Origin of the sequence: Paracoccus homiensis (assembly GCF_900111675.1) — a bacterium.
GTDB classification, from domain to species: Bacteria; Pseudomonadota; Alphaproteobacteria; order Rhodobacterales; family Rhodobacteraceae; genus Paracoccus; species Paracoccus homiensis.
In genome coordinates, this window is sequence record NZ_FOHO01000004.1 from 117,059 (window position 1) to 143,468 (window position 26,410).

Here is a 26,410-nt window from a genome sequence, read left to right on the forward strand (position 1 = left end):
GAATGGCGGCCCGCCGCCCCTGACAGAAAGGAAGCATGATGCATATCGAACCGGGCGTCGTCGACGGCGCCAAGATGGCCTTTGCCTATGCCACGGCGGCAGGTGCCGGCGCCTATACGCTGGCCCTGACCAAGGCCGAGATCGACCGCAGCAGCGTGATCTCGGTCGCGCTGCGCAGCCTGTTGGCCGCCATCGGCGTTTTCATCTTCTTCGAGGTGCTGCCGCATTTCGCCGTCGGCGTTTCCGAGGTGCATTTCATCTTGGGCTCGACCCTGTTCCTGTTGCTGGGCGCGGCCCCTGCGGCGATCGGCCTTGCGGCAGGCCTGCTGATCCAGGGCATGTTCTTTGCCCCCAGCGACCTGCCGATGTATTTCGTCAATGTCACGACATTGCTGGTGCCGCTGTTTGCGGTTTCCGGGCTGGCGCGGCGTGTCCTGCCTGCCGGGACCGCCTATGTGGATCTGCGCTATGCGGATGTGCTGAAACTGTCGGCGGCCTATCAGGCGGGCGTCGTGGCATGGGTGGCCTTCTGGGCCTTCTACGGTCAGGGCGTCACCGCCGAAACCTTCCAGGCCGTCACCACCTTCGGCGCGGCCTATCTGATGGTGATCCTGATCGAGCCGCTGGCCGATCTGGCGGCATTGGCGGGTGCAAAGGCGCTGCGTGACACCGGCGCGTCCCGCCTGTTCCACGCCCGGCTATATGCGGCCTGAGGGTCGTCACCAGCGATCCGGGCGACCCCGCCCGGATCTTTTCGACAGGAGATGCGCGTGATCACGGATCTATGGCTGATCGGTATCGGCACCGGAAATCCCGGCCATATCACGCAGCAGGGTTTGCAGGCCTTGCGCGACGCGTCGCTGATCCTGCTGCCCCTGAAAGGCGCGGACAAGGCGGCACTGGCCGATCTGCGGCGCACGATCATCGCAGCCTCTGGCACGACGGCGCGGATCGCCTGTTTCGACTATCCCGAACGCGACCCGGCATCGCCCTATCTGCAACGCGTTTCGGACTGGCATGACGAAATCGCATTGCGGTGGGCGGCGGCGGCCCAGGACAACAGCGGACCCGTGGCCTTGCTGGTCTGGGGCGATCCTTCACTGTATGACAGCACATTGCGCATCGCCGCACGGCTGGACCCGAAACCCGCGTTGCGGGTGGTTCCCGGCATCACCGCCATTCAGGCCCTGACGGCGGCCCACGCGATCCCGCTAAACACGGTGAACGGCACCGTGACCATCACCACCGGCCGCCGCCTGCGCGATCAGGGCTGGCCCGAGGGGGCCGAAACGCTGGTCGTGATGCTGGACGCAGAATGCAGCTTTCGGCATCTGCCGCCGAAGGACCTGCTGATCTGGTGGGGTGCCTATCTGGGCAGTCCCGATGAAATCCTGCTGTCCGGCCCGGTTGCCGGGATCGGGGACACCATCGCGGAGACGCGCGAACGAGCCCGGTCACGCCACGGGTGGATCATGGACAGCTATCTGCTGCGGCGCGACGATCCCTTGCGGCACGGGACCTAGCGCTGAACCATCGCGGCGTTCCATTCCGCCAGAAGCCCCGCGCGGCGCAACTGATCGTCATAGACCAGCAGCCCCGCATCCAGCCGGATCGGGCGCAGATGCACGCTAGGATCGGGGCCGGTGCCGGGAACCAACGCGACCCCGGCATCGGCCGCGATCCGCGTTTGCGCGGCATCCGACAACAGATAGGACAACAGATCCGTCGCTCCCTGCCGGTCGGGCGCATTCACCGGCACCAAGGCCGAGCGCACGATCGCGAAGGTGTAATCCTCCAGCACAAGGCGCACCAGATCGGGATCGTCGGGGGTGAACCGTGCGGCATAGCTGGCCACGACATTATAGGCGATGGTGATGCGGCCCGCCCGCAATTCGTTGATCATATCGACGGAACAGCAGAACAATCTGGTATTCAGGCGGCCCATCACCTCGGCCAGACGCCAGAACCCGTCGGATTCCTGACTGTCCTGCGAGATCAGGAAATAGCCCACTCCCGATTGCTGCGGATCATAGGTGGCGACCCGACCACCCAGCGCCTGCGGATTTTCGCGCATCATGGCGATCAGATCACGCCGGGTGCGCGGCACCGGCAGATCGCCCAGCCCGCGACGCGAGGCCAGCGTCACCACCGGCTCCAGCGCGACGCCATACAGCTGGTCGCGCCAGCGAGCCCATGACGGCAATCTGCCCATGCGCGGCAGGACCGACGCCGCAAAGCCATCATTGGCCAGCTTCATCTGCAGATCCATCGCCGAGGACATCACCAGATCATAGGCCGCCCCCTCATCATGGATCGCGCGAAACACCTCGACGCTGGCGGCCTGATCATAACGGATGCGCAGATCGGGGCGTGTGGCCGCGAAATCCTGCATGACCTTGTCGATCGCCGCCAGATCGGTGGTGGACAGGACCGAGACCTCGCGCGGGCCGTCACCGAAGGTGCGCTGTTCTTCGATCTCGTAGGCCGCGACGGGCCGGACGATCAGGCAGGCCGCAAGGATCACGACAGCGGCAGATACAAGATGGCGCATGCCCCCTTCTCCTTTCCCGGTAAAAGCTGAAAACGGCCACCATGCGCCATCGCCACCTCGGCCACGATGGTCAGCCCGAGGCCCGAACCGACGATATCGCCGACATTGTCGCCCCGCTGGAACTGGGCGGTCAGGTCGGTATCGCCCGCGGGCAGGCCGCGGCCCTGATCGGTCACCGACAACCGGGCCATGCCGCCGTCCCGTGTCAGCGCGACATGGATCGCGCCCTCGGCATTTGAATATTTCAGCGCATTGTCCAGCATGTTGCGCAGCGCGACCTCGATCATGCGTTCGTCGCCGTCGATCATGCAGGCATGGTGCAGCCCATCGGCCTTAATCTGGATGTCGCGCAATTCCGCCAGCGGATCGACCGCGCGCAACACCGACCGCGCCAGCGTGGCCAGATCCATCTTCGCGGCCGAGAACTGATCGCTGCGATACAGAACCATCGCGTGGTCAAGGATCTGCGTGGCGGAACGGCTGCTTTCACCGATGGCCCGGACCATGCGGCGCAGACGGACGCGCACGGCCTCATCCGTGGTTTCCGCCAGGGCCATTTCAGCCTCGGTCCTGACCAGCGACAGGGGTGTGCGAATACGATGCGCGGCCTCGAAGATGAAGGTCTCGGCCAGTTTCAACGCGCCGCGCAGACGGGCAATAAAGCCGTTCAGCGCCCCCACCAATGGCAACAGTTCACGCGGCGCGGGATGGCGCACCGGTCGCAGATCATGCGGGCCGCGACGTGTCACGGCCTCGGCCAGCCGATCGACGGGCCGAACCACCACCTGCGTCGCCCACAGCGCAAGCGGCACGGCAAAGGCAAGGAACACCACCCCGATCCACAGCGCGCCACGCGCGGTGTCGCGGGCAATCGCCGCCTGACCATAGCGGGTCTGTCCCAGAACCACGGTGATTTCCTGCATCCGGTTTTCCAGCAGCACCCGCCGGGTGATCGCGGCCAGCCGCAACCGGCTGCCCTTGTAATCATCGCTGTAAAAGACCGGCGACAGATCACCGGGAACCTGCTGCGGCTGCGGCAGGGCCTGATAGCCCGTGACCAGCCGTTCCCCGATCATGAGGCTGTAGAAGATCCGTTCGTCGCCCATTGCCCCCAGCATGGAAAAGGTCGCGTAGGGCAGATCCAGTTCCAGTCCCTCATCGACGGCGCGGATGCCATCGCCGATGGAAATCACCGCCGCGCCCAGAACCGCATCCTGACTGGCCCGCGAGGCGCGTTCCGCGGCAAATCTGACGGCAAAGAACAGTGCCACGACCAGCAGCAAGGACAGCGCCACGAACTGCCAGACCAGCCGACGACGCAGCGAAAACCCCGCCGGGCGCGCCTGCCCCGGCCTCATTCCGGGATCAGCCGATAGCCGACACCGCGCAGCGTTTCCAGCCTGGCACCCGATCCGTCCAGCTTGCGTCGCAAGCGTCCGACATAAACCTCGATCGCGTTGTCGCTGACCTCTTCGTCAAAGGAAAACAACCGGTCGATCAGATGGGGTTTGGAATAGGTCTGACCCGGCCGCGACAGCAGAATTTCCAACAGCCGCAGCTCACGCGCACGCAATTCGCGGACTTCGTCATTGACGGTGACATTGGCGGCCAGCGCGTCGAAGATGAAGCCCGCGAAATGCTGTCGGCTGTCGGCGACGCCCTGATGACGGCGCAGCACCGCCCGGCACCTGGCCTGCAATTCGGCAAATTCGAAAGGTTTGGTGATGTAATCATCGGCACCCTGATCAAGCGTGCTGACACGATCCCCGACCGAGGCGCTGGCCGTCATCATGATCACCGGGGTGTCCCGCCGGGCTGCCCGCTCACGCGCAAGGAAGTCGCGCCCATCGCCATCCGGCAATGAAATATCAAGCAATATCAGGTCATAAGGCGCGGAATCCAGAAATTCTCTGGCTTCTTTCAGGGTTGCTGCACGGTCAACCCCATGCCCATCCATCGCCAGCCGAGAGGCCACGGCGGCGGCCAGATCGTCGGTATCCTCGACCAGAAGAAATCGCATCCGCCCAACTTTTTGGCAGTTCATGACAGGTTGGTGTCAGCTTTTCACCAAAACTTGTCCCTCGCAAGCCCGTGCCGAACGCGCGGGCGCAAGGGAGGATAACCATGAAGAACTGGACCCGCGCGGCGATCGCTGCGCTGATGACGACCGTTGCCGCACCCGCCATGGCCGAGGAATGCATCGCCCCCGCCAACCCGGGCGGCGGCTGGGATTTCACCTGCCGTCAGATTGGCCGGATCATGACCGATCTGGGCATTTCGCCCAATCTGGTGCAGGTCACCAACCTTGCCGGTGCCGGTGGCGGAGTCGCCTATACCCAGGTGGTCAGCAGCCGCAATGACGACCCCGAGGTCTTTGTCGCCGCAAGCTCGGCCACGACGACGCGCCTTGCGCAGAACGCCTTTGCAGGCGCGACGGCAGATCAGGTGCGCTGGGTCGGCACCATCGGCGGCGATCCCGGCGTGATCGTCGTGGGCAAGGACAGCCCGTTCCAGAACCTGAACGATCTGGTCGAGGCCGTGAAGGCCGATCCGTCGAAAGTCGCCTTCGCGGGCGGTTCTGCCGTGGGTGGGTTCGACCATCTGAAGGTGCTGATGATGCTGGACAAGGCCGGTTTCGGCGAGGCGCGTCAGGTCAAGTATATCGGTCTTGATGGCGGAGCCGATGCCGTCACCCAGACCGTCGGCGGTTTCGCACAGGCCATGACCGGCGATCTGTCGGAAATCACCGGCTTCATCAAATCGGGCGACGTGCGCCCGCTGGCCGTTCTGGCGGAAGACCGCGTCGCGGGCTTTGACGACGTGCCCACCGCCAAGGAACAGGGTGTCGATATCGTCGCGATGAACTGGCGCGGCGTCTATGTGCCCAAGGGCATCAGCGACGAGCGTTACGACGAGTGGGTCGAGGCGTTGAAACAGGTCGGCGCAAGCGACGAATGGCAGAAGGTCATGGCCGAAAACGGCCTGGCGCCCTATGACATCTTCGGCGCCGATTTCGAGGCCTTCGTGGCCGACAACATCGCCCAGATCCAGGACGTCTCGAAAGAGATCGGGTTGCTGAAATGATCCGTGGCGACCGCATCTTCGGGTCGGTCATGATCGTCATCGCGCTGGGGTATATCCTCAGCGCGCGTGGCATCGAGACCAGCTTCATGTCGGACCCGGTCGGCCCGCGTGTCTTTCCCTATCTGATCGCAGTGGTGATGATCCTGTGTTCGCTGGTGATGGTGCTGCGCCCCGACCCCGAGGCCGACTGGCCCGCCGGTCCGATGGTCGCGCAGCTGGCGATCGCATTCGCGGTGCTGGTCGGCTATGCCTATTCCATCTCTCCTCTGGGGTTCATCATTCCGACCGCGATCGCATCCGGCGTCCTGTGCTGGCAGATCGCCGGACATCCGCTGCGCGCAGCCATGACCGGGGTCGGGCTGGGCGTCGGGCTTTGGGTTCTGTTCCGTCTGATCCTGGGTCTGGGTCTGCGCGGCCTGCCTGCGGGCTGGGGGTTCTGAAACATGGATATTCTTTCCAATCTTGCGATGGGCTTTGAAATCGCCGCATCGCCCTATACGCTGCTGCTGGCGGTGATCGGCTGTTTCGTCGGCACGATCATCGGCGCGTTGCCGGGGCTTGGGCCGTCGAACGGCGTCGCCCTGCTGATCCCGATTTCCTTTTCGATGGGGCTGGACGCGATCTCGGCGCTGGTGCTGCTGACCTCGGTCTATTACGGCGCGATGTATGGCGGTCGCATCAGTTCGATCCTGCTGAACATTCCGGGCGACGAACCCGCGATGATGACGACGCTGGACGGCTATCCCATGGCCAAGCAGGGCCGCGCCGCCGAGGCGCTGGTCGTGTCGGGCGTCGCCTCATTCGTGGGGGCCTTTGCCGCCACCATCGGCCTGATGATCTTTGCCCCCTATCTGGCGGGCGTGGCGTTCAAATTCGGCCCGGCCGAGTATTTCGCGCTGTATATGCTGGCCTTCTGCACGCTTGGCGGGATCGGCTCCAACAATCAGGCAAAATCCGCGCTGGCCGCCGCGATCGGGCTGGCCATTGCGATGATCGGGCTGGACAAGACCACCGGCATGCCGCGTTTCACCTTTGGCGAACTGCATCTGATGGACGGTGTCGATTTCCTTGTGGCCATCGTCGGCCTGTTTGCCGTGGCCGAGGTGTTCTTCTTCATCGAAACACATGGCAAGGACAGCGCCATCGGCGTCAAGCTGGGCAAGATCCTGGTGCCGTGGAAGATGCTGCGCCAGACCAGCGGCGCCATGGCGCGCGGCACCGGCATCGGCTTTGTCGCGGGTGTGCTGCCGGGTGCGGGGGCCTCTCTGGGGTCGTTCCTTGCCTATATGGCCGAAAAATCATCGGCCCGCGACAAGGACAGCTTCGGCAAGGGCAATCCGCGCGGTGTGGCCGCCCCCGAGGCCGGGAACAACGCGGCGGCGGGCGGAGCGCTGGTGCCGATGCTGACGCTGGGTGTGCCGGGATCGGGCACCACGGCGGTTCTGCTGGCGCTGCTGCTGACGCTGAACATCACGCCCGGACCGCTGCTGTTCACCGAACGCCCCGAGGTGGTCTGGTCGTTGATCGCGGCGCTGCTGATCGCCAATGTCGTGCTGCTGTTGATGAACGTGCCGATGGTCAAGGTCTTTGTGCATATCCTGTCGGTGCCCGCCTGGATCCTGCTGCCCGGCGTCACGATGATCGCCTTTGTCGGGATCTATTCGCTGACCGGGTCCAGCTTTGACATGCTGATGATGGTGGGCTTCGGGGTTCTGGGCTATATCATGCGCAAGCTCAACATTCCGACGGTGCCGGTGATCCTTGGCATCCTGCTGGGCAACGCGATGGAGGACAACCTGCGCCGCGCCATGGTTCTGTCGAACGGGGACTGGACCTTCCTGTTCAGCTCGCCCATCGCGGTGGGGCTGTGGATCGCCGCCGGTCTGGGCTTTGTCGCCCCGATCTTCCTGCGGGGCCTGCTGAAAAAGCCCGCCCTGCCCGACAACGACCCGACAACGATCGAGGACTGACATGCCAACACGCGTTCTGGTGCCTTCGGGCGTCCTGGGACTGGGCTTCGACCGCACCGCGCTGGCGCGCGGTGTGGCCATGCGCCCGGACATCATCTGCATCGACGGAGGGTCCACCGACAGTGGCCCCTTCAGCCTTGGGGCGGGACAATCGAAATATTCCCGCGCCGCCACCAAATCGGAATGGCGCAGCCTGATGCAGGCACGCGCCGAACTGGGTGTGCCGCTGGTCATCGGCACCGCCGGCACCTGCGGAACCGACAGCACCGTCGACTGGATGCATGACATCACGGTCGAACTGGCGGCGGAACTGGGCCAGTCGCTGAAGATCGCGCGGCTGTATTGCAGCCAACCGGTCGCGCGGATCGCGACCGCCGTGCAACAGGGGCAGGTTACGCCGCTGACGCCCGCGCCGGAACTGGATCTGTCGAACCTGTCGAACATCGTCGCCCTTGCCGGGGCCGAACATATTCAGGCCGCGCTGAACACCGGTGCCGATATCGTCATCGCCGGTCGCACCACCGACACCGCCACCATCGCCGCTTTGCCGCTGGCACGTGGCGATGCCGCGGGCGGTGCCTGGCATGGCGCCAAGATCGCGGAATGCGGGGCGCTGTGTTCGACGAACCCGACCTCGGGCGTGATCATGGTCGATTTCGACGCCGACGGCTTCACGGTCGAGCCGATGGCCGAAACCGCCGCCTGCACCCCCCATTCGGTCAGCGCGCATATGCTGTATGAAAATTCAGACCCGTTCCGCCTGTATGAGCCGGGCGGGCATCTGGACGTGACCGACGCGCGCTATACCGCGCTGGACGCCCGCCGCGTGCGGGTCGAGGGGTCGCGCTGGGTTCCCGGCCCATATACCGTCAAGCTGGAGGGGGCGCGGATCGGCGGCTATCAGACCACGATCATGGCGATCCTGCGCAACGCCCATTACGCAAGGAATGCGCAGGCATGGGTCGATCGGCTGACCGGTTTCCTGACCGGCGAGATCGAAAGCCGCATGGGGCTGACCACCGCCGATTACACGCTGGAATTCCGGCTGATCGGGGTAAATGGCGCCTTGGGCGATCTGGAAAACCGCAGCGGCGATCCGGTCGAGGTCGGCGTTCTGGGCATCATCACCGCCCGCAGCCAGGACGAAGCCGCCGAGATCGGCAAGCTGATCAATCCCTTCGTGTTGCACTACCCGCTGACCGATGACGAGGAACTGCCGACCTTCGCCTTTCCCTATTCGCCCGCGACCACCAATCGTGGCGCGCTTTATGAATTCGCGCTGAACCATGTGTTGCATCTGGACGACCCGATGTCGGCCTTTCGCATTGAACTCAGCCAGACAGACGCAAAGGTTCCGGCATGAAACTGGGCGATACGGTTCTGAAGGTCAGATCCAAGAATGCAGGCCCGTTCTGGGTCACCATCGACATCTTCTGCGACAAGCCCGATGTCTACCGGATGGTGCGCGACCGGCTGTCCAACGCCGCCGTCGCGGGGCTTTACAAGGTGCCCGAACAGATCCTGAAACGGTTCGACATCGAGGATCTGCGCGTCATCAAGTTCAGCGTCCCGCGTCCGGTCGTCCAGGGCTCGGCGGCGGATCGTGACATGCACGGCGCCCAATATGCCGCGCTGCTGGAAGAACACGAACTGGGCTAGACGGGCTTTGCGCCGGCAGGATCCGGGGTGACGCGGATCCAGTCGGCGCGCCCCGTCTGGACCGAGGCCAGCGCCTGCGCAAGCGCGGCGGCGGTCAGGGGTTTGAGCAACATCTGCACCCCAGCCTGCCGCGCCTGTTCGGCCAGCCGTTGAGAACGGTCGGCCGTGATCAGCCAGCTGCTGGCGGCGATGTCGAAATCGGCTGCGACCTTTTTCAGGAAGGCCAGCCCATCCATGCCGCTGCCAAGCTGATAATCGACCAGCATCAGGTCGGGTTGCAGTTCGGTTTCCTGCAACAGGTCAATCGCATCCTCGCCCGAGGCGACGTCCAGCACCTCGACACCCCATTGTTCCAGAAGATCGGACAGGGCCGCCACGATCTGCGCGTCGTTTTCGACGATCAGCGCGGTCCTGTCGCCGATGCGATCCTGATCCAGATTTGGCATCGCGGGCGAAACCGGCCCGCGCGGCTCTGCGCTCCAGGTGGTTGCCAGTTCCACCGAAAAGGTCGCGCCCGCGCCCGCCGCGGATCGCAGGGTCAGGCGATGGCCTAACAGCGCGGCCGCGCGATCCACGATAGCAAGACCCAGCCCCAGCCCCTCGGCCGCCGAAGCCTTGGCATCCAGCCGCTTGAATTCGCTGAAGATCACCTGTTGATCGCCCTCGGCGATGCCGCGCCCACTGTCGCGGACCTGCAACAGCATGCGCCCGCGCCGCGGGCGCGCGGCGACCAGAACGCGGCCCTGATCGGTATAGCGGATCGCGTTGGAAATCAGGTTCTGAAGGATCCGCCGCAGGTAGATCCGGTCCGAAACGACCGTCGCCTGGATGGCGTGAATGATCAGGGTCAGCCCCTTCGCCTCGGCCACGGGGGTGAACTCTTCGCGCAACTGGTCGAAGATCGGACCAAGCGAGACGGGTTCGATCGTCAGTGCCGCCTGCCCGGCCTCGAGCCGGGAAATATCCAGCAGCGCCCCCAACAATCCGCTGACGGAATCAAGCGACCGCTGCACCTTTTCCAGCTTGCCCCGTTCCGCACCGCCGCCCGCATCCTCGATCAACGATCCGACATACAGGGTCGCGGCGGACAGGGGCTGCATCAGGTCATGGCCGACCGCCGCCACGAACCGCACGCGCGAGGCATTGGCCCGTTCGGCGCTGGCCAGCGCATCCTCCAGTTCCAGCGTGCGATCACGGACCCGCGCCTCAAGCGTTTCATTGGCGCGGCGCACCGCCAGCAGCGCGTTCTTGTGTTCGGTCACATCGTCGATCGACATGACGAAGCCACCATCGGGGATTTCCTGCGCAAAGATCGACAGGCTGCGCCCCCCGCCCTTGCCGGTGACATCGACCGTATAGCTGACGCCGCGCCGCACCGACCGCACCCAGTCGGCCAACAGGTTCGCACCCTGATGCAGCGGAAAGGCGAACTGGCTGCGCAACTGATGCAGCAGGTCGTCGAAATGCATCCCCTGCCGCAGCTTGGTTCGCGGAAATGCCAGCATGTCCGACAGGTTCGGGTTCCAGCCCAGCAGGCGCAATCGCCCGTCGAAAATGCACACCCCAAGCGGCACATGGTCCAACGTCGCCTGAAGAATGCGGGCCTGATCGTCCAGCAGGCGACCGCGTTCCCGACGTTCGGACCGGATCAGGTCGGTCACCTCGGTCTGGATGATCGCGGTGCTGCCATCCGCCGCGCGTTGTTCCGAAACCTGCACCCAACGCCCTTCGGCCATCTGCTGGGTTAGGCTGAAATGATGTTCATGGTGACGCTGGCGGCGCATCCGGACCCAGCCTTCGGCCGTCATGCCCTGCGGAAACACCAGATGGCGCGACCCTGCGGCAAGCTGCAGGTAATCGTCGAAATGCAGGCCCGGTTTCAGACGGTCCACGATATCGGGCAGCAACGCGTTGAACCGCGAATTGCACAGGACCAGCACATCATCGGCATCGAAAAGGGCAAAGCCTTCTTGCACAGTCTCGATCGCGGTGGCGAGGTTCTGGCGGGCGATGTCCTTTTCCCGCCACGCCTCTGCCAGCCGCGCATTCGACGCATTCAGCAGATCCAGCGCGTGCTCCAGATCATGCGTGCGGGCCCGCACCTCGTCCTCCAGGACGGCGGCGCGCTGAAACTGGGCATAGCCCTGTGCGCTGTCCTCGGGCAGATCTTCGATATGGCGGATTAGCGAACGGGTGATGCGCACCAGCTTTTCATGCCGCCGCGCGCTGTCATCATCGGGCAGCATCATCCGGTCGATATCGACGGGTCCGTTGGTCATGGGGCACCGTCCGCGCCGTAAAAGGCCACGCCCGTAAAGGTCTGGTTCACATGCATCGCGCCGAACTGTTCGCCAAAGGTCGAGAACCCGGCGACGTGGTTGTCGCGCAGGATCTGGGACATTTCGCCGGTTTTCTGCCGCGCCTCGGCATCGATGCGGCGAAAGATGCAGTCGAATCCAAGAATCATGCCGGGGCGTTCGTCGCGCCCCAGATCGGCCATCACCTCGCGCAGATGTCCGGTCAGGTCGCTTTCATCGGACAGTGTCAGAACCATGCCCTCGGCCACGGCACCAAAGAAGATCAGCGCCCCGTCGTCGCGCACCGCCTTGATCGAGCGCACGTGATAGCGCCCGCCCGCCCGCACCAGAACCGGATGCACCGCAAAGACATGTGGGCCAAGGCTGTCTGTCGGGCGGCCCAGCAGACGCGCATATTCACCCGCCGCCGGTTCATCATTGATGCGCAGGATCGCGCGTTCGGCAGGGTCGGCATGGGTGACCACCATGCGCGTTTGCGACGGGCGGGTGCTGTCATAGGAAAAGGTGCGAAAACCGGCCCTTGCACGCAGAAGGGTCAGGATCGCGGTGCGCTGGTGGATCCGGCCATCGGCAAAGACCAGCGTGTTTTCGAAACGGCGCCCATCCCCGGCCGAGCCGCCGACCGTCGGCACCGGTCCCAGCCCCCCGGCCAGCGAGGCCACGACATGTTCTTCGCGGCCGGAAAGCCCGTCGATCAGCAGGATGCCCAATTCATGCGGAAAGCCCCCGGCGCGTTGTTGCAGCGACAGGCGGGCGCGCTGCAACTGGCCGATGACGACGCGGCTGTCGATGGCATCGACCGGATCTATCACCACCGTTTCGGCGGCGAAACCCGACACCGGATAGGCGATGGCCACGATCTGGTCATCGTCGTAACCGGCTGCGCTGATCTCGCCCCCGGTGGTGCAGCCGGTCACCTGACAGGATGGGAACAGCTGTCGCGCCCGCGACAGGATCGCGGGCAGGTCGGCATTGATGCTGACGAACAGGGTCAGGGCGGCGAAGGGCCCCCTGCCCAGCCGCGCGGCGATGGCCCCCATCGGATCGGCCTGAGAAATCGACGTCGAGGCGCTGCGCGGGATCAGCGCGGCAGGATCGCTGTCCGGTATCCAGTCATGAGATATCTCGCCCATCGCTCAGCAGCCCCGTCATATTGGCATCGCGGGCCATCAGCACGGCCTGGGTCCGCGACGACACACCCATCTTGCGCATGATCGCGGTCACATGCGCCTTGACCGTCGTTTCGGCGATGGCCAGTTCATACGCGATCTGCTTATTCATCTTTCCTTCGCAGATCAGGTCAAGGATCTTCGCCTGCTGCCGGGTCAGTTGCGACAGGCTGCGAATGGCCGCATCGCGCCCCGATTGTGGCAACGCCTCAAGTTCATCCTCGGTCGGCAGGTCGGGGGCATAGACCTCTCCGGCGGCGAGGGCCTGAAAAGCGGCGCGAAAGATGTCGCGGCGCGAATGCTTGGGCACGAAGCCCGCCGCCCCCGCCGCCAGCGAGGCCCGGATCACCCGCGTTTCATCGACCGAGGTCACCAGCAGGATCGGGATCTGCGGTGCGGTCCGGCGCAGTGCGATCAGGCCTTCAAGACCGTCAACATCGGGCAGGTTCAGGTCCAGCAGGATGATGTCGAAGGCGGTCTTGTCCTGCAGCAGGCCCTGTGCATGTGCCAGGCTTTCGGCATGGGTAACATTCTGGATCTGCGACACCGATCGCAATGTCATGGCCAAGGCGTCGCCGAACAGCGGATGATCCTCGATGATCAAGGCGGTGCGAAACACGGCGTCCCGGTCCCGATTGGCGTAAAGCGGCACGGACATGACTTGTCCCTTTCCGGCAGATAAAACTTGGCGCTGGCCTTATTATGAAGCCTTGGGTGCCACCTGCCGACCTGTAAATAGGTCGCAATTTTGGCGGGCGGGACGTGCCCCCCTGCGATCGCGCCCTGTGATCACACTGGCCTGCGCGGCGCGCGATCATTGGCCGAATCCTTCGGAATGACCATACGACCTTGGTGTCGATTCAGGGGGTTGGCGCATTCGACCATCGGACAATTGCTGATCTGCCACCCGCTTTGGCACGCTGAACCCAGCTTATCGGAGGAGAGATCGATGCTGCGCAACTCAGCAGGCTGGGCGGGCCTTGTCATCGTCCTGGGAACGGCCGCGGCCCTGGGGCATGGCGACACGGTGCCGCAATCGGTGGACACGGCCGGATTGCCCGAGCTGCCCCCGGAAATGGCATCCGAAAACCCCTGGCGCGAAGCCGATCCCGCGCTGTTGTTCAAGGCGGTCGATGTCGGGGCCAAGGGTTACAACAGCAATTGCGCGCGCTGCCACGGGCTGGAGGCGATTTCGGGCGGACTGGCCCCGGATCTGCGCTATCTCGAGGCGAATGATTACGGCGATGAATGGTATCTGGACCGGATCCTGCATGGCTATGAACAGAATGGCGCGGTCAAGATGCCGCCCTTCGAAGGGATCCTGAACCAGCAGGCGATCTGGGCGATCCGCACCTATATCGAAACCCGCCCCGACGATCAGGAGATGGCCGAAAGCCGCGACCAGATCGCCGGTCTGCGCGACAAGCTGGCCGGGTTGCAGGACGATCCCGCGGCGGCAACCGCGATGGCCGATGAGCTGGCCGCGGCAGGTCAGGGCTATGAGGCGCTGTCCGGTGCCCCCCGCGCGATCACCCCCTTCGACGAGGCGGCGCATCTGCTGGCCTCGGACCCGCCGCATGTCGCGGCGGCGCTGGAAACGCTGCAGGCGGCGGCGGATTGATCGGGGCGGATGATGTCGGCGTTCCTGTGTGATCGATTGGCCAATGGCGCGGCGGCGCTGGCGCAATATGGCGGCGGCATCGCCCCCGTCACCGCGCCCGATTCCGACCCGTTCGACAGCGGCATGTGGGAATTGCATCGCCTGGAATACCTGGGCGATCCGCCGGACTGGCGGGCCGATCCCCGGATGCGCGTGCTGACGCCCCGCAACGCCGAGGATGCCAGCCATGTGCCCATCATGGTCGATGCGACGGGCTTGACCGATCCGGTGACGCGGATCGTCATCACCATCGATTACAGCCCCCTGCCACTGGCACTAATCTTTCATCCGGGCCGTGCGCTGCCCCTGCTGGGCTTTGGCGTGAAATACGAAATCGCCGGGCCCATCCGCGCGACCGCACTGGCCGATGGGGTGCCCGCGCGGATGGGTGGGGCCTTCATCGACGCGATGGGCGGGGGCTGCAGCGCACCCGCCGTCGCCCATACCCGCCCCGATTGGCAGCAAGGTTTCGGAGAGATGCGCGGCAGGCTGTTTCCCGACAGTGGCCGTTTGCGGGTGAATATCCGCCATCCGATGGATACCGGGCTGGCCGATGGCATTCCCGCCCATCATCTGACCGATCTGCAGCTGCTGGATGCCCAAGGCGCGCCCATCGCCCGGATCGAGCTGCGCCACCCGGTCGAGGAGAACCCCACCCTGACCTTCGCCCTGCCGCCGGATCTGGCCTTGGGCCCGGTGCGGATCGAGGCCCGCGACAGCAACGGCTATCGTTTTTCCGGCGAGGTCCGCGCATGATCACCCGTCGCACCGCGCTGCTGACCGGAACCGCCGCGCTGCTGACGCCGCTGGCCGCGCGGGCGACCGATCCCGGCTATCACCTGAAACCGGCTGAAATCGCCGATGGCGTCTGGCTGATCGAAGGGGCGCAGGACAGTTTCGCGCCCGCGAATGGCGGTGCGATCTGCAATATTGTGATGCTGCGGACCGATCAGGGCGCGGTCGTCATCGACAGCGGCGGCACCGCCCTGCACGGGGCGGCGCTGCGGGATTTTGCCGATCAGCGGCTGGGCGGGGTGGCCGCCACACTGAACACCCATCATCACCCCGATCACTGGTTCGGCAATCAGGCCTTTGCCGACCGCCCGATCCTTGCCTTGCCCGCGACGCGGGGCCTGCAGGCGCAGAACGCGCAGGCGCTGAGCGAGGGGCTGTATCGCATTCTTGGCGGCTGGATGCGCGGCACCGTCCCGCTGCCTGCGGCGACCGCCGTGACGGGCGGCAACATGGTCATCGGCGGGCGCGAACTGCGCCTGCTGGCGCTGTCGGGGCATAGCCAGGCCGATCTGGCGCTGCTGGACCCGACCACCGGCACGCTGATCGCGGGCGATCTGCTGTTTCTGGATCGTGCGCCCAGCTTTCCCGACGCGGATCTGGACGCATGGCGCGGGGCGCTGGACCGGCTGGCCGCGATCCCGGCCTCGGGCATCGTGCCGGGGCACGGGCCTTTCATGCGCGACAGCCGCGCCTTTGCCCAGACGCGCGCCTATCTGGACGCGTTTCAGGACCGCCTGGGTCGCGCCGCGGATCTTGGTCTTGCCCCGGCCGAAACGCTGGCCGCGGGCCCGATGCCCGAATTCGCCGGGCTGGGCGCCAACCCCGAGGAATATCACCGCGCCGTGGTCCAACGCTGGCGCGATTTCGAAGACATGGCCCTGCCGCTGATCGGTGGCACCGCCTGACGACCCGGCGGCATCCGCCGCAGCATAGCGACAGAGGAGGAGGAAGACATGGCACATCACTATCTGAAACTACCCACGGTCAGCGCCCTTGCATTGATGGTGGCGGGCGGCCTTGGCGGCGCATTCGCCAAGGACGTCACCTGGGAGGACATCCTGAACGACCACGAAACGACCGAGGACGTTCTGATGTATGGCATGGGCAACAACGCCCAACGCTTTTCCACGCTGACCCAGATCAATGCCGAAACCGTGGCCCATCTGCGGCCCGCCTGGGCCTTTTCCTTTGGCGACGAAAAGCAGCGCGGTCAGGAAACCCAGGCGATCGTGCAGGATGGCGTGATCTATATCACCGGGTCCTACAGCCGGGTCTGGGCGCTGGACGCCAAGACGGGCGAGCGTCTGTGGAAATTCGAAGCCCGCCTGCCCGACGATATCCGGCCCTGCTGTGATGTGGTCAACCGTGGCGCGGCGATCTATGGCGACAAGATCTTTTTCGGCGCGCTGGATGCCAGCATCTATGCGCTGGACAAGAAGACCGGCAAGGTCGTCTGGCGCGAGAAATTCGCCGATCACAAGGTCGGCTACACCATGACCGGTGCGCCGACCATCGTGAAGGACAGCGAAACCGACCGGGTCATGCTGATCCATGGCAGTTCGGGCGATGAATTCGGCGTGGTCGGCAAGCTTTATGCCCGCGATGTCGAAACCGGCGAAGAAATCTGGATGCGGCCCTTTGTCGAAGGCCACAAGGGCAATCTGAACGGCGAGGAAAGCACCGTCACCGGCGATGCGTCGGCACCCAGCTGGCCGGTGAATGATGATGGCAGCAAGGTCGAAGCTTGGCACCATGGCGGCGGTGCCCCTTGGCAATCGGCCAGTTTCGATCCCGAAACCAACACCATCATCGTCGGCACCGGGAACCCGGCACCCTGGAACACCTGGGAACGCTCGCAGGGGGAAAATTACTGGGATTACGACAGTCTTTACACCTCGGGTCAGGCCTATGTGAACCCGACCGATGGCGAGGTGGTGGGCTTTTACCAGCACACGCCCAACGACGCCTGGGACTTTTCCGGCAATAACGAGATCATCCTGTTCGACTATACCGACAAGGACGGCAATACCCATCGCGCCGGCGCCCATGCCGACCGCAACGGGTTCTTCTATGTGACCGATATCGACGCGCTCAGCGAACGCGGCACCCAGATCAACAAGCCGACCGCCCTGCTGAACGCCTTTCCCTTTGTCGAGGACATCACCTGGGCCGAGGGGATCGATCTGGAAACAGGCCGCCCGATCGAGGTCGAAGGTCAGCGCCCGCCCCTGCCCGCCGACGGGGAAACCAAAGGTGCCACCATTCAGGTCACGCCGCCCTTCCTTGGCGGCAAGAACTGGAACCCGATGGCCTATTCGCGTGACACCGGCCTGTTCTATGTCCCCTCAAACGACTGGACCGAGGATTACTGGACCGAAAATGTCACCTATCAGGCCGGTGCGGCCTATCTGGGACAGGGCTTCCGCATCAAACGGCTGTTTGACGACCATATCGGTGCACTGCGTGCCTTTGACCCGGCCACCGGAGAAAAGGTCTGGGAACACAAGGAAGAGTTTCCTCTGTGGGCCGGGACGCTGGCAACCGCAGGCAATCTGGTGTTCACCGGCACCTCGGATGGGTTCGTGAAGGCGTTCAATTCCGAGAATGGCGAGGAATTGTGGAAATTCCAGACCGGTTCGGGGATCGTGTCGATCCCGATCACCTGGGAGATGGATGGCAAGCAATATCTGGGCATCGCCTCGGGCTATGGCGGCGCGGTGCCGCTGTGGGGCGGCGACATGGCGCAACTGACCACGCAGGTCAGTCAGGGCGGCTCGTTCTGGGTGTTTGAAATCCCGGATGAATTGCTGGCCATGGCGCAATAAGCAAACCCGGCGGCGGGGCGCATCTGTGGCCCGCCGCATCCATTCCCAACATCCAAGGACCGCGACCATGCTGAAAGCCCTACTGCCAGCGATCCTGCTGGTCGGCGCGATGCCCGCCACGGCCCAACAGGCCCATGTCACGCGCGAAGATCGCAGCTTTCCGATCATCATGGATACCGATGACAAACCCGATGGCCCGCCGATCATCGCCGGGTGCGAATTGAAGCCCGGCGCGGATTGCCCCGGCATCGACCTGCGCAATGCCGATCTGGCGGGCGTGAACCTGAGCGGCGCGAACCTGCGCGGGGCCAAGCTGGCACGGGCCGATCTGTCGCATGCCACGATGAAGGGGGTCGATCTGTCCGGCGCGGATCTGCGCGGCGTCAATTTCGAAAAGACCCAGCTTCAGGGCATGAAGGCACGCGGGGCCGATCTGACCGGGGCCGATCTGGACTATACCCGCCTTGCCGGGGCCGATCTCAGCGGGGCGAACCTGACCGCGATTTCCATGGAGGCATCATGGGCCCCCAAGGCCAAGTTCGTCGGCGCGAGGATCGTGGCCGCCAACCTGTCCGAGGCCAAGTTCTATAACGCCGACATGGCCGAGGCGGTGATGGAGTCAAACAACATCCGCTTTGCCATCTGGGAAGGCGTGCATATGGAAAACTGCACCGGATGCCCGGTCGATTGGTAGCTTTGCTGGCGGCGGCAACCCTGGGCGCAGGCCCTTCGTCCGCTTCGGACGGGTTGTCCGAGTGCCGCAAGGTGGCATCCGATCCTGCGCGGCTGGCCTGTTATGATGCGCTGCCGCTGCCCGACGATCACGACCGGATCGTCTTTAGCGGCAGTGGCAGCAAATCGCTGCCCGCCTTTCACGCCGAGGCGCAGTCCGTGCTGCGGTTTCACAGCGACGATGCGGTGTTCGTGGCCTATCTGCTGGACCGTCACGGTGCGGTCGTCCAGAACCTTCATCATGGCGGCAGGGGCGCCGGACAACATCTTGTTGAAGCAGCCGGTTCCTACAGGCTTCAGATCAACGCGATCGGTGGCTGGCGTGTCGAGGTCGTCTCACCCAGCGCAAGAAACATAGTAAAATAATCGGGAATTAGCTTTCGCTTTGGCCCGCGATCTGTCATCAGCGGTGAAACACCGTTTCTGCGATCAGGGGGCATCCATGAATCAGCCGGTCATCACCCGCCATCGTTTCGACATCCACCGTCGGGAACTGACGGTGATCGAGAAAAGCCACGTCACGCCAAAGATGATCCGGCTTGTTCTTCAGGGTCCGCATCTGCAGGAATTCCACAGCCTGTCGCCCGACGATCACATCAAGCTTGTCTTCGATCAGGACGGGGCCGAGCCGATGATGCGCGAATATACCCCGCGCGCCTTCGATCTTGATACCGCGACGATCACGCTGGATTTCGCGGTGCATCAGGCCGGGCCCGCGACGCAATGGGCCATCGACGCGCAGGTTGGTGACAGCCTGAAGATTGCCGGCCCACGCGGATCGGCCGTGATCGCACAGGATTTCGACTGGTACCTGCTGATCGGTGATGAAACCGCCCTGCCCGCCATGGGCCGCTGGGTCGAAGAGATGCGCGCGGGCACCAAGGTCACCACGCTGGGACTGGTGCAGGACCGGGCCGAAGAACAGAACTTCACGACCGCCGCCGAACTTCAGGGACATTGGCTGCATCGTGCCGACCCGACCGACCCAGCCGTGGCGGTCGATGCGGTGGCCGATCTGCCCTGCCCCGAGGGGCGCGGCTTTGTCTGGATCGCCGCAGAGGCCGCCGTCGCCAAAGCCCTGCGCGAATATTTCCTGACCCAACGGAATCATCCCCGCGACTGCATGAAAGCCGCCGGGTACTGGGTCAATGGGCAGGCCGACACCAGCATCAAGTCGATCGACTAGACCACGCGACTTGACATATCGCCCCGCAACGCCAACCCGTAGAGGCAGGCGGGAACGGGGCGCAGATGGCACGACAGCGGGTCACATTGGAACAGGTCGCAAAGGCGGCGGGCGTTTCGCGGGCAACCGTGTCGCTGGTGGTCCGCGACTCGCCCCTTGTCGCCGACGAGACGCGCGAGAAGGTTCAGCGGACGATGGCCGCGCTTGATTACGTCCGCGACATCGGTGCGGCCCGCCTGCGCAGCAACAGCAGCCGCACCATCGGCCTGATCGTGCCCAATCTGGTGAACCCTTTTTTCACCGAGTTCCTTTCCGGCGTCGAACAGGTCATGGGCGATCAGGACCGCGTTGTCCTGCTGGCGGACAGCCATGATGATCCGCTGCGGCAGGACGCGATCCTGCAACGATTTCGCGGGCATGGCGTCGATGGCGTGATCCTGTGCCCCGCCCAGACAAGCGATCCGGACCTGCTGACCCGGATGCGGCTTTGGAACCTGCCCTTGGTTCAGGCGCTGCGGGAAATCGGACCGGGCCACGGCGATTATGCGGGGGCCGATTACCGTGACGGCATCCTTCAGGCGCTGCGGCATCTGCGTAATCTGGGCCATCGCGACATCGCATTCCTATCGGTCACCGCCGATACCTCGGCCCGGACGGAACGCAGCGTGGGTTTTGCGCAGGCTTTGGCGCAAACGGGGACGCGCAATGCCGGGATCATCGAGGCCGACCTGACCTGGGACGCGGCCGAGCAGTCCGCCACTGAAATCCTTGCAACCCGCGCCACCGCGGTTCTGTGCTTCAACGACGTTCTGGCCGCGGGGCTGATACTGGGTCTGCGCCGGGCAGGGACCAAGCCGGGGCGCGATATCTCGGTCGTCGGGCTGGACGATCTGCCGCTGGCCCGCATGATGCACCCTGCCCTGACCAGCGTGGCCGTTCATCCGCGAAGGATCGGGAACGAGGCCGCCGCCCTTCTTGGCAGGCGTCTGCGCGACCCGTCCATCGGGCCCGGACGCAGCATCCTGCCAACCCAACTGATCGTCCGCGACAGCACGGGTAGGATTTGACAGCGCCTCGCCCGAGTTTTAGATCGTTCTAAATGCGGATGGATGCCGCGTTATGAAAGAGGGATCATGCGTTTTCTGGGCGTTGGCGAACCACTGGCCGAATTCACCTCACGGGCGGATAGCCCGTCGGTTTTCCACCGTCGTGCCGGAGGCGATACGCTGAACAGTGCGATCTACCTGTCACGGCTGATGCCGGCGGGTTCGGTCGGATATCTGTCGCGTCTGGGTGACGATGCCATGAGCCGGTGGCTGCGGCAGGTCATGGCCGATGACGGCATCGAGGATTTCTGCGAAACGCAGGAGGGCGCGCGACCGGGGCTAAGCTTTATCAGCACCGACGCCCAGGGCGAACGCAGCTTTACCTATTGGCGCGATCAGGCCCCTGCCCGGCGCATGTTGCAAGACAGTTCGACCGCCGCCGAAATCCTGTCCAGTGCCGAAACGGTCTTTCTGTCGGGGATCACGCTGGCGGTTCTGCTGCCCGAAAGCCGCGACCAGATGTTCGCCGTGCTGCGGCACCGGCATCGCGCCGGTCTGGCGACAGTTCTGGATACGAATTATCGCCCCATCCTGTGGCCCGACGCGACCACGGCGGCGCAGGTCATGGGCCGCGCTGCGGCGCTGGCATCGCTTGTCCTGCCGTCGCAGGACGATATGGAAGCGGCCTTCGGCTGCGCGGATGCGAAAGCCTCGATCAACCGTCTGACCGCGCTGACCAAGGCGGAAATCGTGTTGACCACGGGCGGCGACGCCGTGCTGCATCGCCCCGGCGGGCAGGACCGGGTCGATCAGTATGCCCTGCCCCCAAAGGTGGCGGCGACCGATACCACCGGCGCGGGTGACAGCTTCAATGCCGGCTGGATCGCATCGCGTGCCTGTGGCATGACGCCTGCGGATGCGATTGCACGCGCCGCCAGGCTGGCGGGTACCGTGGTGCAGCATCCGGGTGCGGTCATCCCACGCGAGGCCATGCCCGATCTGACCAACAGCAAGGACCCAGCATGAGCCAGTTCGACCCCGCAGCCGCCGCTGCAACCATCCTCGCCGTTCGCAACGGGGCCGAACGGCCCGCCGATCTGGACCAGACCCCGCCCGATACCGACGCGGCCTATGCCGTCCAGCGCGAGGTGATCGCAGGGCTCGGTCAGGGTGGCGCATGGAAAATCGCGATGCTGGAGGGTCGTCACCGCCACACCGGCGTCATGCCGCGCAGCGAAATCAGCATGTGGGGGGAAACCCGTCCCGCGCTGCCCAAGGATGCCTGTGTCGAGGTTGAAACCGCGCTGATCCTTGGCGCCGACCTGCCCGCGGGTTCGGACGCCGCCGCCGCCCGCGCCGCCGTGGCCGAGGTGCGTCTGGCACTGGAACTGGTATCGTCGCGCTTTGCCGACCGCACCGCCGCAAATCCGCTAAGCGGCATGGCCGATAATTTCAGCTCGGCCGGGATCGTTCTGGGCGACCAGATCGAGGAGTGGGACGGCACCCTGGAAGGCAAGATGGATCTGCGCCTGTCCTATGACGGCACGGCGGTCGAGGTGACCGAAGTTGCCCAACCGCTGTCGGGCGCGATCGAATTTCTGGTCTGGCTTGCCGATCACGCCGAAGCTCAGGGCCTGCCGCTGCGCCGAGGCGATGTGCTGATCACCGGCGCGCGGATCGGACCCCTTCCGATGAACGGCGCAACCGAGGTTCGCGCCTCGGCCGGATCGGCCGAGGTTTCGGTCAGCTTCGCCTGAACCGCCCTAGACGGCCGCGCCCTGACGCGCGGCCTTGCGGCGGGCGACGCGGGCGCGGATCGCTTCGATATCCGTGACCGGCGTGGCGTTGAACAATTGCTGCGTATAGGCGTGTCGGGGGTTGGCAAAAATCTCATCGCGCGAGGCCTGTTCGACGGCCTCGCCTTTTGAAATCACCATCACCTCATCCGCGATATAGCGCACCACCGACAGATCGTGGCTGACAAAGACATAGGTCAGCCCCAATTCGTCCTGCAGATCGGCCAGCAGGTTCAGCACCTGCGCCTGCACCGACAGATCCAGCGCCGAGACAGGTTCGTCCAGCACCAGCAGCGAGGGGTTCAGCATCAGCGCCCGCGCAATCGCGATCCGCTGCCGCTGTCCACCGGAAAACATGTGCGGATAGCGGTTGTAATGTTCAGGCATCAGCCCGACCTTCTGCAACATCGCCTTGGCGCGGTCGCGCCGTTCGGCGGCAGGCACATCGGTGTTGATGACCAGCGGCTCGGTCAGCACATCGCCGATCTTCTGACGCGGGTTCAGGCTGCCATAGGGGTTCTGGAACACCATCTGCACCTTGGACCGCATCTCGGGGCCGGGGCGTTTCGCCGCGATATCGACCGGCTGACCGTCGATCAGCAACTGCCCGCCTGAGGGCGCGTCGATCAGCGCGACGATCCGCGCCAGCGTCGATTTGCCGGACCCGGATTCGCCCACGATGGCCAGCGTCTTGCCCTTCTGGACGCTGAAATCGATGCCCTTCACGGCGCGGACGGTCTTGGCCTTGCGCAGCATGCTGCCCGGCACGTGATAGTTCTGAACGATGGCGCGTCCTTCGACGACTGGGGTCATCGGGGGGCCTCCTCTTGGAAAAAGTCGGACACGGTGGGCAGGCGGTCGCCCGTCGCATGTTCCGGCAGCGCCGCCAGCAGCGCGCGTGTATAGCCGCTTTGCGGGGCCTCGAACAGGCTGAGGACGTCGGCCTCTTCCATCTTGCGGCCCTTGTACTGCACCACCACGCGATCGGCGGTTTCGGCCACGACCCCCATGTCATGGGTGATCAGGATCAGGCCCATGCCGTAATCCTCTTGCAGCTTCATCAGCAGGTCCAGGATCTGCTTCTGGATGGTCACATCCAGCGCCGTCGTCGGTTCGTCCGCTATCAGCAGGCGCGGATTGCTGGCGATGGCGATGGCGATCATCACCCGCTGACATTGCCCGCCCGACATCTGATGCGGATAGGCCTTCAGCTTTTCTTCGGGTTCGGGGATGCCCACCGCCTGAAACAGCTCGACCGCGCGGGCACGCGCCGCCTTGCCCGACAGGCCCAGATTGATGCGCAGTACTTCCTCGATCTGGAAACCGACCGTGAAAGACGGGTTCAGCGAGGCGATCGGTTCCTGAAAGATCATCGTGATCTCTCGTCCGATCAGCTTGCGGCGCTGGTTGGCGGACATGGTCAGCAGGTTCTGGCCGTCATAGCTCATTTCATCGGCGGTGACGGTGGCGGTGTCGGGCAGAAGCCCCATCACCGCCAGCATCGAGACCGATTTACCGGACCCGGATTCGCCCACGATGGCCAGAACCTCGCTGCGATCGACGGACACGTCGATTCCGTCCACGGCGGTGAAGCTGCCGGTGGCGGTCGCGAATTTGACGGTCAGGTTGCGGATGGTCAGCAGGGACATGGCATCAGCTCCGCTTCAGTTTCGGGTCGAGCGCGTCGCGAAGACCGTCGCCCATCATGTTGATCGCCAGAACCGAGGTCAGGATGGCCAGACCGGGGAAGGTGACGACCCACCAGGCGCGCAGGATGAATTCACGCGCCTCGGCCAGCATGGTGCCCCATTCCGGCGCAGGCGGCTGTGCGCCCATGCCCAGAAAGCCAAGCGCGGCGGAATCCAGCACGGCGGACGAAAACGACAGCGTGGCCTGAACGATCAGCGGCGCAAGGCAGTTCGGCAGGATCGTCTTGAACATCAGGCGCATGTTGCCGGCACCGGCCACGCGGGCGGCGGTGACATATTCGCGCTTCATCTCGCTCATGACGGCGGCGCGGGTCAGGCGGGCGAAATGCGGCTGATAGACGATGGCGATGGCGATCATCGCATTGGTCAGGCCCGGCCCCAGAACCGCGACCAGCACAAGCGCCAGCAGCAGCGAGGGGAAGGCCAGGATGATGTCCATGACCCGCATGATCACGGCATCGACCCAGCCCCGGAAGAACCCCGCGACCAGCCCGATGAAGATGCCGCCGAACAGCGCGATGGACACGACCACGATGCCGATGAACAGCGAATATTGCGCGCCATAGATCAGCCGCGACAGCATGTCCCGCCCGACCGCATCGGTGCCCAGAAGGAACTCGGCCCGGCCACCTTCCTGCCAGAAGGGTGGCAGCAGCAGCGCGTCGCGATATTGCGTCGCGGGGGAATGGGGCGCCAGAACCGGCGCGAAGACCGCGGTCAGGACCAGCAGGATAAAGACAAATAACCCGACCACGGCACCGCGGTTCTGGCGGAAATAGAACCAGAACTCGGCCAGCATCTGGCGGCGGATCGCGGCGGTCGACATTTGTGCGGAATTGCTCATGACGCGCGGATCCTTGGGTTGATGAGGCCATAGGTCAGATCGACCAGCAGGTTCACGACCATGACCATGCCCGCGATCAGCAGCAGCCCCGATTGCACCACCGGATAGTCACGGCGCGATATGGAATCGATCATCCATTTGCCGATGCCGGGCCAGCTGAAGATGGTTTCGGTCAGGATCGCCCCCGCCATCAGCACGCCGATCTGCAGGCCGATGGTGGTGACGACCGGGATCATCGCATTGCGCAGCGCGTGAACGCCGATCACCCGGCGCGACGGCATGCCCTTGGCGCGGGCGGTGCGGACGTAATCCTCGCCCATCACTTCCAGCATGGCCGACCGTGTCTGGCGTGCGATCACTGCCAGCGGGATTGTGGCCAGAACGACGCTTGGCAGGATCAGGTGGCTGACGGCCGAGATGAAGGCCCCGTCCTGCCCCGACAACAGGCTGTCGATCAGCATGAAACCGGTGACCTGCGGAAAGAAATACATCAGGCTGATGCGGCCCGACACCGGGGTCCAGCCTAGGAAGCCCGAAAAGAAGATGATCAGCAGCAGGCCCCACCAGAAGATCGGCATCGAAAAGCCGACAAGGGCGGTGGTCATGGACAGCTGATCGAACCAGCTGCCGCGCTTGATCGCGGCCAGAACGCCGACCGGCACGCCGATCAGTGTGGCGATGATGATCGCGCACAGGCCCAGTTCGACCGTTGCCGGGAACAGGGCAAGAAATTCGGTCAGGACGGGTTTCTTGGTGACCAGCGAATTGCCGAAATCACCCTGCAGAAGGCGCCCCAGAAAATCGAAATACTGCATGATGAAGGGCTTGTCGAAGCCCAGCTGCGCGCTGAGTTCGGCGTGGCGTTCGGGCGAAACGCCGCGCTCGCCCGCCATCAACAGCACCGGATCGCCCGGCAGGATGCGGACGAAGCCAAAGGCAATGATGGTGATCCCAAGAAAGGTCGGGACCAGATATAGCAGCTTTGAGAGGATGAAACGGACCATTCGCCTCTTTCCTTGAAGAACGCGCGGGGTTTTGGGCCCCGCGCGTTCGTATGTCAACAAAC

Annotated in this window: 27 protein-coding genes; 17 read left to right on the forward strand and 10 right to left on the reverse strand. The window is 64.5% G+C overall.

Translation table 11 applies throughout. The features are described 5' to 3' along the window. The first annotated feature begins 38 nt into the window (after positions 1-38). Positions 39-713, forward strand: coding sequence for an energy-coupling factor ABC transporter permease (locus BMX67_RS07335; protein ID WP_090733732.1), 675 nt, complete (start codon positions 39-41; stop codon positions 711-713). Positions 714-770: 57 nt separating this feature from the next. Further along, positions 771-1,523 carry a precorrin-6A synthase (deacetylating) gene (cobF, locus tag BMX67_RS07340; RefSeq protein ID WP_090734030.1) on the forward strand — a complete coding sequence of 251 codons (753 nt, stop codon included), beginning with the start codon at positions 771-773 and terminating at the stop codon, positions 1,521-1,523. On the opposite strand, the gene BMX67_RS07345 is transcribed toward cobF, so the two are convergent. Genes BMX67_RS07345 through BMX67_RS07355 form a run of 3 tightly spaced genes read right to left on the reverse strand, consistent with a single transcriptional unit; the run spans position 1,520 to position 4,571 of the window. Next, on the reverse strand, positions 1,520-2,551 hold the full coding sequence (locus BMX67_RS07345; protein ID WP_090733733.1) for an ABC transporter substrate-binding protein: 1,032 nt from the start codon (positions 2,549-2,551) through the stop codon (positions 1,520-1,522). The genes cobF and BMX67_RS07345 overlap by 4 nt on opposite strands. After that, on the reverse strand, positions 2,521-3,909 hold the full coding sequence (locus BMX67_RS07350) for a sensor histidine kinase (RefSeq protein WP_090733735.1): 1,389 nt from the start codon (positions 3,907-3,909) through the stop codon (positions 2,521-2,523). The genes BMX67_RS07345 and BMX67_RS07350 overlap by 31 nt, the downstream gene beginning before the upstream one ends. Further along, positions 3,906-4,571, reverse strand: a complete 666-nt coding sequence (locus tag BMX67_RS07355; protein ID WP_090733736.1) for a response regulator transcription factor — start codon at positions 4,569-4,571, stop codon at positions 3,906-3,908. Before BMX67_RS07355 ends, BMX67_RS07350 begins: the two co-directional genes overlap by 4 nt. Before the next feature lie 104 nt (positions 4,572-4,675). Here BMX67_RS07355 and BMX67_RS07360 point away from each other — a divergent pair, with 104 nt between their 5' ends. The 5 genes from BMX67_RS07360 to BMX67_RS07380 are packed head-to-tail and all read left to right on the forward strand — an operon-like array spanning position 4,676 to position 9,264. Continuing rightward, positions 4,676-5,635 (forward strand): Bug family tripartite tricarboxylate transporter substrate binding protein, encoded by a 960-nt coding sequence (locus BMX67_RS07360; RefSeq protein WP_090733738.1) that lies wholly within the window; start codon positions 4,676-4,678, stop codon positions 5,633-5,635. After that, positions 5,632-6,075 (forward strand): tripartite tricarboxylate transporter TctB family protein, encoded by a 444-nt coding sequence (locus BMX67_RS07365; protein WP_217645807.1) that lies wholly within the window; start codon positions 5,632-5,634, stop codon positions 6,073-6,075. The genes BMX67_RS07360 and BMX67_RS07365 overlap by 4 nt, the downstream gene beginning before the upstream one ends. Before the next feature lie 3 nt (positions 6,076-6,078). After that, positions 6,079-7,605, forward strand: coding sequence for a tripartite tricarboxylate transporter permease (locus tag BMX67_RS07370; protein WP_090733739.1), 1,527 nt, complete (start codon positions 6,079-6,081; stop codon positions 7,603-7,605). Position 7,606: 1 nt separating this feature from the next. After that, the gene (locus BMX67_RS07375; RefSeq protein ID WP_090733741.1) at positions 7,607-8,968 is read left to right on the forward strand and encodes an acyclic terpene utilization AtuA family protein; all 1,362 of its coding nucleotides are present in this window, start codon (positions 7,607-7,609) and stop codon (positions 8,966-8,968) included. Beyond that, on the forward strand, positions 8,965-9,264 hold the full coding sequence (locus BMX67_RS07380) for a DUF4387 domain-containing protein (protein WP_090733742.1): 300 nt from the start codon (positions 8,965-8,967) through the stop codon (positions 9,262-9,264). The genes BMX67_RS07375 and BMX67_RS07380 overlap by 4 nt, the downstream gene beginning before the upstream one ends. Here the strand turns inward: BMX67_RS07380 and BMX67_RS07385 are convergent. From BMX67_RS07385 to BMX67_RS07395, 3 genes are read right to left on the reverse strand one after another with little or no spacing between them, the layout of a single operon-like run. Then, entirely contained in the window at positions 9,261-11,543 is a 2,283-nt protein-coding gene (locus tag BMX67_RS07385; protein ID WP_245739286.1) for a hybrid sensor histidine kinase/response regulator, read from the reverse strand. The genes BMX67_RS07380 and BMX67_RS07385 overlap by 4 nt on opposite strands. Then, positions 11,540-12,715: an FIST signal transduction protein gene (locus tag BMX67_RS07390; protein WP_090733744.1), complete on the reverse strand. Its 1,176-nt coding sequence runs from the start codon at positions 12,713-12,715 to the stop codon at positions 11,540-11,542. The genes BMX67_RS07385 and BMX67_RS07390 overlap by 4 nt, the downstream gene beginning before the upstream one ends. Continuing rightward, the gene (locus tag BMX67_RS07395; protein WP_090733745.1) at positions 12,696-13,409 is read right to left on the reverse strand and encodes a LuxR C-terminal-related transcriptional regulator; all 714 of its coding nucleotides are present in this window, start codon (positions 13,407-13,409) and stop codon (positions 12,696-12,698) included. The genes BMX67_RS07390 and BMX67_RS07395 overlap by 20 nt, the downstream gene beginning before the upstream one ends. 291 nt (positions 13,410-13,700) lie before the next feature. On the opposite strand from BMX67_RS07395, the gene pedF reads away from it, so the two are divergent. From pedF to BMX67_RS07445, 10 genes are all read left to right on the forward strand, one after another. Continuing rightward, on the forward strand, positions 13,701-14,372 hold the full coding sequence (gene pedF, locus BMX67_RS07400) for a cytochrome c-550 PedF (protein WP_090733747.1): 672 nt from the start codon (positions 13,701-13,703) through the stop codon (positions 14,370-14,372). A gap of 12 nt (positions 14,373-14,384) precedes the next feature. Continuing rightward, positions 14,385-15,167 carry a quinoprotein dehydrogenase-associated SoxYZ-like carrier gene (locus BMX67_RS07405; protein ID WP_090734034.1) on the forward strand — a complete coding sequence of 261 codons (783 nt, stop codon included), beginning with the start codon at positions 14,385-14,387 and terminating at the stop codon, positions 15,165-15,167. After that, positions 15,164-16,111 (forward strand): quinoprotein relay system zinc metallohydrolase 1, encoded by a 948-nt coding sequence (locus BMX67_RS07410; RefSeq protein ID WP_090733748.1) that lies wholly within the window; start codon positions 15,164-15,166, stop codon positions 16,109-16,111. The genes BMX67_RS07405 and BMX67_RS07410 overlap by 4 nt, the downstream gene beginning before the upstream one ends. Positions 16,112-16,159: 48 nt before the next feature. Further along, positions 16,160-18,031 (forward strand): PQQ-dependent methanol/ethanol family dehydrogenase, encoded by a 1,872-nt coding sequence (locus BMX67_RS07415; protein ID WP_090733750.1) that lies wholly within the window; start codon positions 16,160-16,162, stop codon positions 18,029-18,031. 67 nt (positions 18,032-18,098) lie between these two features. Further along, complete coding sequence (locus tag BMX67_RS07420; protein WP_090733751.1) at positions 18,099-18,725, forward strand: pentapeptide repeat-containing protein; 627 nt, start codon at positions 18,099-18,101, stop codon at positions 18,723-18,725. 71 nt (positions 18,726-18,796) lie between these two features. After that, positions 18,797-19,129 (forward strand): hypothetical protein, encoded by a 333-nt coding sequence (locus BMX67_RS07425; RefSeq protein WP_175479841.1) that lies wholly within the window; start codon positions 18,797-18,799, stop codon positions 19,127-19,129. Positions 19,130-19,205: 76 nt separating this feature from the next. Further along, a complete protein-coding gene (locus BMX67_RS07430) occupies positions 19,206-19,949 on the forward strand; it encodes a siderophore-interacting protein (RefSeq protein ID WP_090734035.1) in 744 nt (247 codons plus the stop codon). Between the two features lie 65 nt (positions 19,950-20,014). Next, positions 20,015-21,016 carry a LacI family DNA-binding transcriptional regulator gene (locus BMX67_RS07435; protein ID WP_090733754.1) on the forward strand — a complete coding sequence of 334 codons (1,002 nt, stop codon included), beginning with the start codon at positions 20,015-20,017 and terminating at the stop codon, positions 21,014-21,016. A gap of 66 nt (positions 21,017-21,082) precedes the next feature. Beyond that, positions 21,083-22,021: a sugar kinase gene (locus tag BMX67_RS07440; RefSeq protein ID WP_090733755.1), complete on the forward strand. Its 939-nt coding sequence runs from the start codon at positions 21,083-21,085 to the stop codon at positions 22,019-22,021. Continuing rightward, a complete protein-coding gene (locus BMX67_RS07445) occupies positions 22,018-22,752 on the forward strand; it encodes a fumarylacetoacetate hydrolase family protein (protein ID WP_090733757.1) in 735 nt (244 codons plus the stop codon). Before BMX67_RS07440 ends, BMX67_RS07445 begins: the two co-directional genes overlap by 4 nt. A 6-nt stretch (positions 22,753-22,758) precedes the next feature. On the opposite strand, the gene BMX67_RS07450 is transcribed toward BMX67_RS07445, so the two are convergent. From BMX67_RS07450 to BMX67_RS07465, 4 genes are read right to left on the reverse strand one after another with little or no spacing between them, the layout of a single operon-like run. Then, positions 22,759-23,604, reverse strand: coding sequence for an ABC transporter ATP-binding protein (locus tag BMX67_RS07450; protein ID WP_090733758.1), 846 nt, complete (start codon positions 23,602-23,604; stop codon positions 22,759-22,761). After that, a complete protein-coding gene (locus BMX67_RS07455) occupies positions 23,601-24,440 on the reverse strand; it encodes an ABC transporter ATP-binding protein (protein ID WP_090733759.1) in 840 nt (279 codons plus the stop codon). Before BMX67_RS07455 ends, BMX67_RS07450 begins: the two co-directional genes overlap by 4 nt. Before the next feature lie 4 nt (positions 24,441-24,444). Further along, a complete protein-coding gene (locus BMX67_RS07460) occupies positions 24,445-25,344 on the reverse strand; it encodes an ABC transporter permease subunit (protein WP_090733761.1) in 900 nt (299 codons plus the stop codon). Then, positions 25,341-26,348, reverse strand: a complete 1,008-nt coding sequence (locus tag BMX67_RS07465; protein WP_090733762.1) for an ABC transporter permease subunit — start codon at positions 26,346-26,348, stop codon at positions 25,341-25,343. Before BMX67_RS07465 ends, BMX67_RS07460 begins: the two co-directional genes overlap by 4 nt. Positions 26,349-26,410 lie beyond the last annotated feature (62 nt).